Below are 13240 nucleotides of genomic sequence, written 5' to 3' on the forward strand. Positions count from 1 at the left end.
ATGTATAAAAAGAGATTGTTCAGCAGGAAAGCGGGGGCTGTATTACTGGCCCTCTGTATGACCACAGGTGTTTTATCCGGCTGCGGCGGCAGCGGCACAGAAGAGAAAGCAGGGACGGAAACAGAGACAAAGGGCAGCGCGTCAGGAGAAGGAAAGGTATTGAATTTCGGAGATACCACATTCAATGCAGAGAACGATGAATCGGATGTAAATCCTCACAACGGGTATTCCGGATGGGCTTGTATCCGCTATGGCATTGGGGAGACCCTGTTTAAATATTCCAAGGAAATGGAACCAGAACCATGGCTTGCAGAAGGGTATGAACTGGTGGATGAAAATACCTGGAAGATCACTCTGCGGGAAAATGTGACTTTTACCAGCGGCCGCAAACTGGACGCCCAGGCAGTAAGGGAATGCCTGGATGACCTGGTAAGTGTTCATGAGAGGGCAAAAGGAGATCTAAAGATCAAGGAAACTACGGCGGATGGCCAGGTTTTGACTATAGTCACAGAAGAACCCGTTCCCGCGCTGATCAATTACCTGTCAGATCCCTATGGATGTATCATAGACATGGATGCCGGCGTTACAGAGGACGGTAATGTGTCCGGAACAGGGCCTTATACTGCCAAGGAGGTAAAGACAGATATAGGCCTTACTTTAGTGAAAAATGAAAATTATTGGGATGGGGAGCCAAAGCTGGATACCATACATGTTAAGACTATTTCGGATGGGGATACCATGACCATGGCTATGCAGTCCGGTGAGCTTGACGCGGCCTATGGCCTTCCCTATGCCAGTCTGCCGCTGTTTTCGGGAGATTCCTATACCATATCTTCGGTAGAAACTTCACGCTCCTTCTTTGGACAGATCAATTATGACACTCCGGCGCTTCAGGATGAAAAGGTAAGAGAAGCCATTGCCATGTCAATTGATAAAGAAAATTTCACCAAGACACTTTTGGATGGAAACGGCACAGCGGCGGCAGGACCTTTCCCGGCAAACTTTGCTTTTGGAGATGATATGGTTACGGCACCGGGATATGAACCTGAGAAAGCAAAGAAGCTTTTGGAAGAGGCAGGCTGGAAGGACAGCGACGGGGACGGATATGTGGACAAGGACGGAGAGAACCTGACGATCCGCTGGGTCACATATCCAAGCCGGCAGGAACTTCCGCTGCTTGCGGAATCTGTGCAGGCCACTTTAAAAGAGATCGGTATCAAGGTGGATGTGAATTGTTCAGCCGATTTTCAGAGTTTTCTGGACAGCGGGGAGTGGGACATTTATGCAGGCGCGTTTGTCTGCGCACCCACAGGTGATCCGGAATACTTTTTTACCACACACTGTCTGGATGAATCTTCAAAAAACCGCGGCGGTTATCACAGTGACAAGCTGGAGGAACTGGAAAAAGAGATGAAGTCTACCTTTGACACGGATGAGAGGGCAAAGCTGGCGGTGCAGATGACACAGACTATTTTGGATGACAATGCCTTTATTTTTGCCTCACATCTGAAAATGTCAATAGTATCCGCAAAAGGAGTAACCGGTTTGGAGGCACATCCCTGCGATTATTATGAAATTACAGTGAATCTGGATAAAAACTAAGAGACACAGAAAGAAAGGATCAAAGATATGGGACAGCCGATTTTAGCGGTGGAACATCTGCAGGTGTGTTATACGGGAAAACCTGTTCTGGAAGATGTCAGCCTGACCATTGAGCCGGGGCAGATCCTTGGAATCGTAGGGGAGAGCGGCAGCGGAAAGAGCACTTTGATCAAAGCTGCCATGGGACTTTTGGACAGTGACGGAGCAGTGACCGGAGGCCGTATCCTGTATAAGGACCAGGATATCACAGCGCTTAGAGGGGAAGAACTGCGCAGACTGCGGGGGCCTCAGATGGGAATGATATTCCAGAATACAGGGGCATCCCTTTGTCCCATCCGCACGATACAGGACCAGCTTTTTGAAGCAGTTCTCCAACATGAGAAAATATCCAGACAGGAGATCAGGGAGCGGGCCATGGAATTGTTTGATAAAATGAAGCTGGCAGACGGGGACAGAATATTGAAAAGCTATCCCTTTGAACTGTCAGGCGGCATGAATCAGAGAGTGGGCATCATGATGGCCATGATCCTGCAGCCGTCCCTGCTCTTTGGTGACGAGCCTACCAGCGCTCTGGATGTGACGGTGCAGGCTCAGGTAGTGCGGGAAATGATGAAGATGAGGGAACTGTTCGGCACAACCATTGTTATTGTGACACACAATATTGGCGTGGTGGAATATATGGCGGACAAGGTGGCTGTCATGCACAGGGGCAGACTGGTGGAATATGGTGATACAAAAGAGGTGATGCACCATCCCCAAAAAGAATATACCCGCAGGCTGATCAGCGCTGTGCTGCGGATCCACAGAGGTTAGGCATGGGAAAAATACTGGAAGTAAAAAATTTGAAAAAGACATTTTATAAGGCAAAAAAAGCATATACGGCTGTGGATGATGTGAGCTTTTCTGTGGGGGAGGCCTCCTGCGTGGGTATAGTGGGGGAGAGCGGCTGCGGAAAAAGCACTACAGCCAGGATGGTGACACGCCTTACAGAACCGGACTCGGGAAGTATTCTTCTGTATGGGCAGGAGATGATGGGAGCCGGAAAAAGACAGTTGAGAGATCTGTATAAAAATGTGCAGATAGTATTCCAGACACCTCAGGATTCCTTTGACCCCAGGCGAAGTCTGGGTGATGGGATTATGGAGGGAATGATAAATTACGGGATCAAGAGAAAAGACGCACAAAAGAGGATGAGAGAACTGCTGGCTATGGTGGAGCTGGAAGAAAAGTACGCGGCCCGCTATCCCCATGAAGTCAGCGGAGGTCAGTGTCAGAGGGCAGCTATAGCAAGAGCGCTGGCTGTGGAACCACGTCTGCTCATCTGCGATGAAGCTACCAGCGCTCTGGATGTGACAGTGCAGTCCCAGATAATAGGACTGCTTCAAAGGCTGAAGGAGGAAATGGGGCTTTCCATTCTGCTGATCTGCCATGATCTGGCGCTTGTACAGAATTTCTGTGACTATGTGCTGGTGATGTACCAGGGGAAAATTGTGGAAGAAGGCACCCCGGATGAGGTGATCATTCATCCGAAACAAGAGTATACAAAATTATTGATCGATTCTGTGTTGTGAGGTCTGCCTTTTATAAATCAGGCATTATTAAAATATTCCAGGAATTTATTAGCTGCCGCGGAGGTGCTCTGCTGTTCGGTGTAAGCCAGAACCAGATGCCTTTCGGGCAGCTCTTCTTTTATTTCAAGGCGGTACAGTCCTTTTTTTCTCTGCTCCAGGACAAAGTCCGGCACAAAGGCGATCCCAAGGCCGATGTACGCCAGATCAAGAAGCAGGTCATTACTGGACAGTTCCACCTCAGGTGTGAGATTCAGGCCTTTCTGGAGAAAGAGGCTGTGCAGAAACTCACTGGTAGTGCTCTTTTTGCTGAGCATGAGGAGGGGGTACCGGTGCAGTTCAGTCAGGGACAGTTTCCTGTCCGTAAAGTCAAAATAATGCTTATTTGCGGCAAAGACATCCCGGAAGGTCAGGATTGTCTTGTAGTGTTCTTTTATCCGAAGCCTTGAGTTGGGATAATTGCAGACAATGAAATCCACCTGTCTGTTTTCCAACAGTTCCACACATCCAATGGAAGTGGCATTGGTGACTTTGATATGGATATCCGGGAATTCCTGGTGGAAACGCCGCAGATAGGGCACGAGAAAATAGCGGCAGATAGTGTCGCTGGCCCCGATCCTGAGAGGCGCTTCCGCGGAAGCTGTGTGCATGAGCTGGTTCTCACCCTGGAGAAGCAGAGAGACAGCCGGCTGCACGTGGCGGAAAAGAGTCTCTCCCTCTGGGGTCAGCTCCACTTTTTTTGTGTTGCGGACAAAGAGAGGGTGCCCAAGCTTCTGCTCCAGGGATTTTATGGACTGGCTCACCGCTGACTGGGAGATAAAGAGCTGTCTGGAAGCCTCCGAAAAGCTCAGGGTGGAAGCTACATGGTAAAATACTTTATATAGTTCAAAGCTGATATCCATAAAATTCCTCTCATTCTGAGCCTATTCCTGGCTCCTTAAGTCTCTGGCCGCGGCAGTGTCTGCTGTCTTTTTGTCTGCAGGATGCTTTTCTTTTGCGGAATTTTTGTGCAGTCCCAGCATGATCAGGAATAAGATCACCGGGAAGATCAGGGCTGCCAGGATACCTGTCTTCATGGAGCCTGCCGCATCCGTTACGAATCCCACAACAGACGGTCCGGCAGAACAGCCCACGTCACCGGCCAGCGCAAACATAGCGTACATCATAGTGCCGCCGCCCCGGCAGAGGGCTGCGCCCAGGGAGAAAACTCCGGGCCACATAAGACCCACGGAGAAGCCGCAAAGTGCGCAGCCGGCCAGGGATAAAAGCGGTATAGGGGACAGGCTGGTGATGAGATATCCAACGATACACAGCGCACTGGTACCCAGCAGGCCGTGGCGGATATTCAGCTTATCGCCCTTGATTCCGTACAGAAGCCGTGAAAGTCCCATGAAAAAGGCAAAGGCACAGGGGCCCAGAAGGTCGCCTACTGTCTTGCTGACCCCGAGCCCGTCTTCGGCGAATAGAGAGGACCACTGGCTTACAGCTTGTTCCGATGCACCGGCACATATCATCAGCAGAAAGAGGACCCAGAAAATACCGCTTTTGAAAATCCCTCCGGGGATTTTCGTCTCCTCGTCATCGCCCTCAATGCTGTAGATGGGGATTTTAATAAACATCAGACAGGTGAACAGCGGAACCAAAGCCCAAAGAGCCGGGAGATACCGCCAGGAATCAATGCCCGCTGCCACAAAGAACAGGGTGGAGAGGATTACCACGCCCATGTGCCCCCAGCAGTAGAAGGAGTGGAGAAGGCTCATGGCAGATTCCTTATTCTCACTGGGACAGGACTCCACAATGGGGCTTACGATAACCTCCAAGATACCGCCGCCCACTGCGTTGAACGCCATACAGATAAGGATGCCTGTGTAGGCGTTGGGAAGAAGAAAAGGAAGCCAGGCAAAGCCTGTAAGACCAAGGGTGGTGACAATGAAGGATGTGATTCCTACTGCCCGGTATCCCACTTTTTTTATGATTCCCGGTGCCAGGAAATCTATGAGGATCTGGATGCAGAAATTCACGGTGATCAGCAGGCTGATCTTCTCCAGTGAGATGCCGAACTGGTTGTGGAACGTGAGGAACAAAAGGGGCGGCAGATTGTTGACGATTGCCTGTGTGATGTAGCCGAGATAGCAGCTGTATATGGTGTGTTTCGCGGTTAGTTTCATGTGGAGTCTCCTTTGTAATAGTGATGGCTTATTTGAGTTTAGCAAAGGGGGTGGGACAAGTCAATGGGATTGGGGAAAAACATTTTGGAAAACTGGAAGCGGACGGAAAACTGGAAGCGGACAGAAAACTGGAAGCGGACGGAAGTGTATGGGAGAGGGGCCGGGGAGCCATATGCCTGTGAGCGAAGCGTTCCGCTGCCATGGAGCTAACCAGCTCCCAGATACTAAATTCATCGGCAGAGGCCTCTTCATTAAGTATCTGGGGCAGGTGGGTCTCCCTGGCGCTCCACTGTACATCGCTCACAGGCATATGGCTCCCCGGCCCCTCTCCCATACACTTCCTGGTTTTGGATGTCGGCAGGATATGGAGTTGTTGGGTGTGGGGGATGGCGTGGTTGTTTTTTGGGGAGGTGGTTGTTTAAGAGGGTTTAAGGATTCTGTTTTTTGAGGGTATTATTTGCTTTGTTGATAAAAATTGTCGACTTGACATTTTTATATATATGTTGTAGTATATTATTAGTAGGAAAGATACTATGTGTATTATGACACAAAGGGAATCCCCGAAGAGTGGTGGCTCTTCGGGGATTCTTTTTTTACTTTTAGGGCAGAATAACCCAGGCTAGCTGTTGAAGTTTATTTTCTGTCTAACCATTTGCCGATATAATAGCATATTATACCAGCCAAAACAGAAATCAGAAAGGATACTATGTATTGCATTATGACACCTCCCTCCTGCTGGAAAAAGTCAACAGCAATTATATTATAAAATAAACCTTCTAGAAATTCAATATACAATATATCTAAGAATTCAATTGCTGTTTTTGTTAGTTTATGTTAAAATAAAAATGTAAAAATTTAAGTGCTTGGCGTGGAGTAAAATTGTAAAAAGATATTAACTCTTTTTTTAGATGCCAAGTCGTCATCTTTGCGGTGATGTGAATTGAAATTTAGAAATATTGTAGTGCTATAAGAAAAATAAGCTGCCGTATTAGATATGGTTTTTAAGCGGCAGCCTTATTCTTCGGTTGATTTTATTCTGCTCTTTGAAAACAGGTTATTATCGTATTGGGTTCATGCAGAGGTAATATAAGTGGCGAAATAGAAAGCTTTATTAATATTTAATGCATTAAAACTTTTAGATTAATATAATTTATACATAATGAGCTGCTGCTTAATGATCATTGGTAAATCATTGGGGATCAGCTTTTTTAATTTGACTGTAAGAGGAGGTTATAGAAAATGGTTGAGAAACGTTATGAATGGTCCTTTGAAATATCTGGTCCCAGTGCATTGTTTTCGCGTCCGGATTCTGGGTCTTCGGTTTTATCTTATCCGGCGCCTACCAGGTCGGCGATAATAGGAATGCTCGGGTGTGTGGTGTTCAGCAGGGATGCTTATTTTTGGCCGGAACGAGTAGAAATATGCAGTCCGATTTCTTATCATAAATATATACAAAATTATAATGGACCACTCCGAAAGTCGGGCGGGCCATTTCAACTGATGCTTACTGTCCTAGAAAATGTTGATTATAAAGTATATGGGTGTATAAAAGGGTTTTCACCTCCCACATCTGTTCATAATCCTATGCATCAGTTACAAGAGGTTTTTATGCGGCGTCTGGCAAATGGGGTTTTATATAGGATGCCAAGCATGGGTCTGAAAGAATTTACACCGAGATATTTTGGTCCGGTGCGTTCGGATACGGTTGTGGATAGAAGCATTAACCTGGAAATCCCTTCCATGCTGGATGTCATGTACGACAGACAGGTGGATGGGAAATTGAAACCCCAATATCTTCAGAATGTTCAAATCAGAGAGGGGGTCCTCTGTTATGCTGAATGAACTGTATCAACTTTCCTGTACGTTGGAAAAGCTGGGGCTGCTTTCGGATGATAATACGCACCGTGATATGTATAAATTGGGTAAATTTCCATGTCTCTATTTTCGTCTGGACAGTGATGGATTTCCGGTCTCTATGCGTTTGCTAAATAAGAATGAAACAGGTGAACTTTGGCTGCATGGAAAAGGAAATCATAACAGGTTTCCTGCAATACGTATACAGATCCCTTTATTAGCGGAGACGGTTTCCGCAGCATTTGATGAGAAAAAATGGGATGCCGCAGATTTAGAGGAGAGGCGCCAGATATTATATGGACTGGATTACGATGATAAAAATCCTAAGAGTAATGAGATTCAGATAAAACCGTGGACGAAGGAAAAATTAAAACCTGTTATGGAAAGTGATGATCCAAATCTTGAGGCATTACAAAAGTTGATCATGAGATTTCCAAATGAAAAAAACGAATTATTTTATGAGGCTTTGCGTAATTTTCTTAAATCAAAAGCATCGGAATTAGATAAAAGCGAATCGGATCTTGTTAAAAAGATGTTAGTTGGAGGGTTCAACTCTAAAAAACAAAAATATACGGCAGAATGTCTATGCTATTTTGATATTAAAGAATTATCTCAAGTTGACTGTCCGGTGGCTAGTTTAGAAACAGAAGAAGCTTTGGTGCGGTGCCTTCTGGAAGCAGAAAGAGATATTGGTGAGAAAGAGAAAGATGAACACTGTATTATTTCTGCACTTTCAGGAACCCCTGTTGTGCCAATTGAAGAGAAATATCCAAATCCCAAATTTCAGGTAATTGGCCCTGCATATCTCTTTTCAAATAACACGAAAGCAAATCCATGTCTGTTACATTATGGAATGGAAGGAATTCAGGCATTTTCTGCGGGAAAGCAGCAGGTACAGAAGATAAATGATGCGTTGTTATTTTTGATGCTCAATTCCCGGAAAGGATATACATGGACGAGTTTTCCCGGAAAAAACGAAAAAACGCCTATGCTGCTTTTGGCCTGGCTGGAAGATGACCCGCAAAATGAAGCAGAACTGGCTGCCGCAGTTGGTGATGATGGAGCTACCTTTAAATATTTGGAAATATGTAAAAATGTCTTGGACATATTAAAAGAAAGGAAAGTTTCCGCTCCCTCGTCCCTGGTGCATCTGCAGCTATTTGAGATCTTGGATAAAGGACGCAAACAGATAGCTTATAGCAGATCAATGAGCCAAAGTCAGCTGTCTGAAGATATGAATACATGGCTGGAAGCGGCCGAAAATCTTCCGGCGTTTGTATTTAAGGTAAAGTTCAGGAATAAAGACGGGAAAGAAATCCATTCCTATCGTCCCTATTGTCCCGGACCGGCGGGGATCAGCAGGCTGATGCAGATTCATTATAAGAGCAGACAAGGCAGTATTCCGGGGGAATTGATCGTGCGAAAAAGTTCTTCCATGACTTTACAGGAAATCTATTATCTTTTTCTGCCGGAAGCTAGTGAGAGAACCGTTGATAAGGGGTTTTTCTCCAGCGTATTGGAAAGGGTTCTATATGTAAGTCAGGATCTATTGATAGATGCTGCATATTTTCAGACCGTATATGGGAAAGAACAGCCATTTTCAGAGGAATATATGAAACGTGTATGTACAGCGGCAGCTTTGCTGGGTATTTTGCTCTATAAATTGGAAATCAGAAAGGAAAAATATATGATGGATACTATGTTTATGTTAGGCCGTCTTTTGAAGCTGGCAGATAAGCTCCATAAAGAATATTGTATCAGTGAGCGCAACAATTCACTTCCAGGGCAGTTAATGGGAAATGCGGTGCTTCAGATGGCTATGCAGACACCAACGGAAGCAATGGTACGTCTGGAAGAAAAAATTGCAATGTACATTAATTGGGCGGAGACAGATAAAAAGGACAGGGGAAGATGGATACTCAGAGAAATTGAAAAGACTGTTTCAGCTATCATGGAAGATGGGGGAGGAATACTGCCAAAGCAGCCGACTTCCCAGGAAAAGACGTTATTATTATTCGGTTATATGGCATCACTTCCATTTAAGGAGAAAAATACAGTAAAATCGGAAGCAGATCAAAAATCGGAAGCAGATCAAAAAAAGGAGGAACATGATAATGAGTAATGAATTACATCGTGGTACAGGTATGTTGTTGATCGAAGCAGTGAATTCCAATCCAAATGGTAATCCGGATCAGGACAGCGATCCCAGACGCCGTAATGATGGATATGGAGAAATTTCACCAGTGTCTTTTAAACACAAAATAAGGGAACTGATCAGTGATAAAGAAGGGCCTGTGTGGCAGGAAATCAGCAGTGATCTGGGAATCACAGAGGATGAGTTTGATCATTATGATATTCTTGAACAAAAATCAACGGACAGAAAAGAAGTGAAAAAGCTTTCAGCGCAGGAATTTCTGGACAAATACTGGGATGCGCGTGTATTTGGTTCAACCTTCCTTGAAGGCAAGGAGCAGAATAGCACATTTATTCATACAGGTGTGGTTCAATTTGGACTTGGTATTTCACTTTCCCCGATTGAAATAGAGAGACTGACAACAACAAAGGTTCTGCCGGCTCAGGAGGGCAGGGATAAAGGTATGGCACCTCTGGCGTATCGTATTGTTCCCTATGGGCTTTATGCCATGCCATTTTTTGTAAATGCCACTATGGCACGGCGGACACAGTGTACCTGGTTGGATATACAGATCCTATTCCGTGTTTTGCCATTTGCATATCAGGAGACTGCTTCCTATATCAGAGCACAGGTAAATATACGCCATGCTTTTTATGTTGAACATAGGAAAGCCAGGGGCTGTTTTAATGATTTTGAAATCATTGAGGCACTGACTCCAAATGCCTACGAAAAAGAAAAACCGGCACATAATATACGGGATTATGATATGGAACAAATGAAAAAATGTATTGAAGATTTAAATAAGAAAATGGAAGGTAAGGCGGGTCCTGTTGTTGATCTAATGGAGATGATCTGATGGAGAAACTGGCTCACAGCGCTGTAAACTGCGGGAGAGAACAGACATATGAGAATCACACCGAGGGTGTGACAAAACTTATAAAAGATATGTTGAAAGACATACAGCCTTATGTGCCAAAAGTGCTTTATACAAGATTAGAGAGGGTACTTTGGGCCGGTGAGTTTCATGATGTAGGAAAACTGGACAAGGAGGATCAACAGGTTCTACGTGAAAATAAAAGGAAAATTGCTTTGCCAATACCGCATCAGATTGCTGGCGCAAAATACTTATATGAGGAGTATAGGGATATATATGCGGCGGCATTGATATTTGGGCATCATATGCCTGGACTTCCGGATTTGAATGGGGATACAAAAGAACTATTTTGCTATTATCCCCAAAACTGTATTATGAAAAAAGAGGAGTTGATCAATCATATTGAGACTCATCTTCAAGAGTATCTGGAAATCCATAGGCAGATAAGAGGAGAGATCGGGCTGAATGTGCAGCGAGAGGTACCTACAGCAATGGAAATGCGTATCATGCTGTCATGCCTGGTGGACGCGGATTGGAGTGATACTGCAGGAGAGACGAAAGAGGATATTTTTCCACGATGGGAGGAACGGCAGGCATCGCTTGACAGATATATCAAAGAAAAAGAGGCGGAATGTGCAGTAGATTTAAGTAATGAAGAGCGGAATCGCAGACGTCATGAAATGTATTATGCGTGTAGAGAGAAAACAGATATAAACAATTCTCTGCTCAATGGAGATGCGGCAGTAGGAACCGGAAAGACGACGGCATTTTTAGCCCATCTGCTTCGCTGTGCCAAAATGCAAAGGCTGAGACATATATTTATAATATTGCCTTATACAAATATTTTGGAGCAGGTGGAGAAGGTACTGGATGAGGCAGTTGTTTTACCAGGGGAGTCTGCTAAGAACGTTATTGCTGTACTACATCACAGGGCTGAATATTCATCTGCTGAGTTGAAAATGCTGGCTGATACATGGAATACACCGATTATTCTCACGACAGCGGTACAATTCTTTGAGACTCTCGCGTCAAATAAGCCAGGGCGGTTAAGAAAACTTCATCAACTGCCTGGTTCCGGGATTTTTCTGGATGAGTTCCACGCATCGGTTCCGGTTACCTGTATTCCTATAGTATGGCAATGGCTCACAGAATTGTCAAATGTATGGGGATGTAAAATTATATTATCTTCTGGAACTATGATACGTTTTTGGGATAATATAAATATTAAGAAGGTTTATAAAGGCAGCCGCGCCAGTTGTCATAATATTCAGAAACCAGAAGAGCTGCTGCCGTCTTCGTTGAGAAAGTCACTGGAGGAACAGGAAAAAAACAGGATTTATCTTGGAATATCTAAAGAAGAATTTGCGGAGCATCATTTTAATGAACTGGATAGTTTATTGGAATTTGTATTGAGCAAAAGAGGTCCAAGGATATTGATGATGGACACACGCAAGGCTTCCGCATTGGCGGCTTACAGGCTTAAAATGAAAGGACATAAAGTCTATCATTTATCTAATGTGTTCAAGCCGGAGGATAGCGCACGTATTTTAAAAGATGTGGAGAAAAAACTCAAAGATGAGAACAAAGACCCTTTAAAAGAAAATTGGACGTTAGTTTGCACCACGTATGCGAGTATGGGGTTAAATCTATCATTTAGAAATGGGTTTTGCCGTACGTTTTCCTGTACCGTTTTTTTACAGCTTGCAGGGAGGATCAATAGAAATGGAGAATACGATAATGCAGGTCTGTGGGCGTTTACATTGAATGAAGCAAAGGTACCGGAGAATAAAGGACTGAAGCTTTCGAGAGAAGTATGGACAGAAATGATCCAGGAGGGCATCGATGGGGATCCTCTGAAAAGTTTTTCGCCTTCACAATTAGCAACCTATGCGTTTCGGGAAGAGTGTAAGCGAAGTTTTGGAACTGCCAGTAAACAATCAGAATTATTGTCTGCAGAGCGATCTTTTCAGTTTGAAGAGCTGGCTCAAAAGTTTAAGATCATACCGGAAGAACAGGAAATCATGGCAATTACTGACTTGGAGATTCTGAAAAATGCCATGACAGGAAACAAAAAGGAAGTAAGAGATTTGCTTCAGAAAAAGAGCGTATCTATTTACAAAAGTCTTGCAGATGAAATGCAGCTTGCAGCAGTTGAAGAATTTCCAGAGTTAAGATATCTGCCGCCGGAAAAATATGATTCGGAATTATTGGGATACCTAAAAGGGTGGGTTACTGAAAACTTAGAATGATTCAAGAATGTAAAAATTATGAACTGGAAGAGCCGGAATTAATGGATTATGATGGAGATTTCAGAGTGAATTTGTATCGGAAAGAATTATTAACGGATGGTAATCCCTTAGAACTGACAACCAGTGCCGGAAATGTATCAGAGAGTGCCGGAACGGTGCAGAAAAATGCCGGAAACACATCAAAGAGTGCCGGAACAGTGCCGGAAAATGCCGGAAACGCATCAGAGAGTGCTGGAACAGTGCCGGAAAATGCCGGAAACGCATCAAAGAGTGCCGGAACAGTGCCGGAAAGTGCCGGAAGCGTATCAGAGAGTGCCCGGAGAGTGCCGGAACACAGTGGAAAGATTTCGAGTAATGCCGGAAAGCAATTATCTAAATTATATGCGAAAGAGCAGCATCGGATCATAATGGATCATATAAAAATAAATGGATATATTACTTCTTCCCAAACGGAGACCCTTTTGCATATAAAACAGAGAAGAGCAAGAGATATATTAAGCAGAATGACAAGAGAAGGTCTGTTAGAAAGGCGTGGTTCAGGAAAAAACACTGTTTATTACCCGGCATCATAAATCCAGTGTTTGTATAGATGTTTTCTGTACTTATATATTAGTGGTAATTATAAAAAATATAAGATATATTAATTTTATTAATGAAGCGATCCATGTTATGATAGTAACGAAAGCGGCCCATGGAGTAAATTACCTCCGCCGCAAAACAACACTATCCAAACACTATCCATAAAAACCGCAGTACGGGTTTTGGTGTGCCGAAGAAAAAGGCAGAAAGGA

Annotated in this window: 11 protein-coding genes and 1 pseudogene; 10 read left to right on the forward strand and 2 right to left on the reverse strand. The window is 44.4% G+C overall.

Annotated elements, in window-relative coordinates:
• The 3 genes from BLCOC_RS08205 to BLCOC_RS08215 are packed head-to-tail and all read left to right on the forward strand — an operon-like array spanning window position 1 to window position 3173.
• A complete protein-coding gene (locus tag BLCOC_RS08205) occupies window positions 1–1602 on the forward strand; it encodes an ABC transporter substrate-binding protein (RefSeq protein ID WP_115624971.1) in 1602 nt (533 codons plus the stop codon).
• 27 nt (window positions 1603–1629) lie between these two features.
• Window positions 1630–2415, forward strand: coding sequence for an ABC transporter ATP-binding protein (locus tag BLCOC_RS08210; protein ID WP_115624972.1), 786 nt, complete (start codon window positions 1630–1632; stop codon window positions 2413–2415).
• A 2-nt stretch (window positions 2416–2417) separates the two neighbouring features.
• A complete protein-coding gene (locus BLCOC_RS08215; RefSeq protein ID WP_115624973.1) occupies window positions 2418–3173 on the forward strand; it encodes an ABC transporter ATP-binding protein in 756 nt (251 codons plus the stop codon).
• Between the two features lie 17 nt (window positions 3174–3190).
• Here BLCOC_RS08215 and BLCOC_RS08220 read toward each other — a convergent pair whose 3' ends face one another.
• Both BLCOC_RS08220 and BLCOC_RS08225 read right to left on the reverse strand, forming a co-directional pair.
• Window positions 3191–4072 carry a LysR family transcriptional regulator gene (locus tag BLCOC_RS08220; RefSeq protein ID WP_115624974.1) on the reverse strand — a complete coding sequence of 294 codons (882 nt, stop codon included), beginning with the start codon at window positions 4070–4072 and terminating at the stop codon, window positions 3191–3193.
• A gap of 21 nt (window positions 4073–4093) precedes the next feature.
• Window positions 4094–5338, reverse strand: coding sequence for an MFS transporter (locus tag BLCOC_RS08225; protein WP_115624975.1), 1245 nt, complete (start codon window positions 5336–5338; stop codon window positions 4094–4096).
• Window positions 5339–5370: 32 nt separating this feature from the next.
• Between BLCOC_RS08225 and BLCOC_RS08230 the strand changes: the two genes are divergently transcribed.
• The 7 genes and pseudogenes from BLCOC_RS08230 to BLCOC_RS08260 all read left to right on the forward strand — a co-directional run bounded on the left by BLCOC_RS08230 (window position 5371) and on the right by BLCOC_RS08260 (window position 13021).
• Window positions 5371–5520, forward strand: a complete 150-nt coding sequence (locus BLCOC_RS08230) for a hypothetical protein (protein WP_165907210.1) — start codon at window positions 5371–5373, stop codon at window positions 5518–5520.
• Window positions 5521–6577: 1057 nt separating this feature from the next.
• Window positions 6578–6718 (forward strand): annotated as a pseudogene (gene cas5 / locus BLCOC_RS27540) (CRISPR-associated protein Cas5); the annotation flags it as partial.
• A 270-nt stretch (window positions 6719–6988) separates the two neighbouring features.
• The gene (locus tag BLCOC_RS08240) at window positions 6989–7180 is read left to right on the forward strand and encodes a hypothetical protein (protein WP_242999125.1); all 192 of its coding nucleotides are present in this window, start codon (window positions 6989–6991) and stop codon (window positions 7178–7180) included.
• Window positions 7170–9314: a type I-C CRISPR-associated protein Cas8c/Csd1 gene (locus tag BLCOC_RS08245; protein WP_165907209.1), complete on the forward strand. Its 2145-nt coding sequence runs from the start codon at window positions 7170–7172 to the stop codon at window positions 9312–9314. Before BLCOC_RS08240 ends, BLCOC_RS08245 begins: the two co-directional genes overlap by 11 nt.
• Complete coding sequence (locus BLCOC_RS08250) at window positions 9307–10182, forward strand: type I CRISPR-associated protein Cas7 (RefSeq protein WP_115624978.1); 876 nt, start codon at window positions 9307–9309, stop codon at window positions 10180–10182. The genes BLCOC_RS08245 and BLCOC_RS08250 overlap by 8 nt, the downstream gene beginning before the upstream one ends.
• A complete protein-coding gene (locus BLCOC_RS08255; RefSeq protein WP_115624979.1) occupies window positions 10182–12449 on the forward strand; it encodes a CRISPR-associated endonuclease Cas3'' in 2268 nt (755 codons plus the stop codon). The genes BLCOC_RS08250 and BLCOC_RS08255 overlap by 1 nt, the downstream gene beginning before the upstream one ends.
• Window positions 12446–13021 (forward strand): hypothetical protein, encoded by a 576-nt coding sequence (locus BLCOC_RS08260; protein ID WP_115624980.1) that lies wholly within the window; start codon window positions 12446–12448, stop codon window positions 13019–13021. Before BLCOC_RS08255 ends, BLCOC_RS08260 begins: the two co-directional genes overlap by 4 nt.
• Window positions 13022–13240: the final 219 nt, after the last annotated feature.

The sequence above is a fragment of the Blautia coccoides genome, assembly GCF_034355335.1.
Classification (GTDB): Bacteria; Bacillota; Clostridia; order Lachnospirales; family Lachnospiraceae; genus Blautia; species Blautia producta.

Coding starts and splice junctions, on each gene's coding strand:
- BLCOC_RS08225 (WP_115624975.1), bottom strand. CDS start 5,338: ATGAAACTAACCGCGAAACACACCATATACAGCTGCTATCTCGGCTAC.
- BLCOC_RS08240 (WP_242999125.1), top strand. CDS start 6,989: ATGGGTCTGAAAGAATTTACACCGAGATATTTTGGTCCGGTGCGTTCG.
- BLCOC_RS08220 (WP_115624974.1), bottom strand. CDS start 4,072: ATGGATATCAGCTTTGAACTATATAAAGTATTTTACCATGTAGCTTCC.
- BLCOC_RS08215 (WP_115624973.1), top strand. CDS start 2,418: ATGGGAAAAATACTGGAAGTAAAAAATTTGAAAAAGACATTTTATAAG.
- BLCOC_RS08255 (WP_115624979.1), top strand. CDS start 10,182: ATGGAGAAACTGGCTCACAGCGCTGTAAACTGCGGGAGAGAACAGACA.
- BLCOC_RS08250 (WP_115624978.1), top strand. CDS start 9,307: ATGAGTAATGAATTACATCGTGGTACAGGTATGTTGTTGATCGAAGCA.
- BLCOC_RS08210 (WP_115624972.1), top strand. CDS start 1,630: ATGGGACAGCCGATTTTAGCGGTGGAACATCTGCAGGTGTGTTATACG.
- BLCOC_RS08260 (WP_115624980.1), top strand. CDS start 12,446: ATGATTCAAGAATGTAAAAATTATGAACTGGAAGAGCCGGAATTAATG.
- BLCOC_RS08245 (WP_165907209.1), top strand. CDS start 7,170: ATGCTGAATGAACTGTATCAACTTTCCTGTACGTTGGAAAAGCTGGGG.
- BLCOC_RS08205 (WP_115624971.1), top strand. CDS start 1: ATGTATAAAAAGAGATTGTTCAGCAGGAAAGCGGGGGCTGTATTACTG.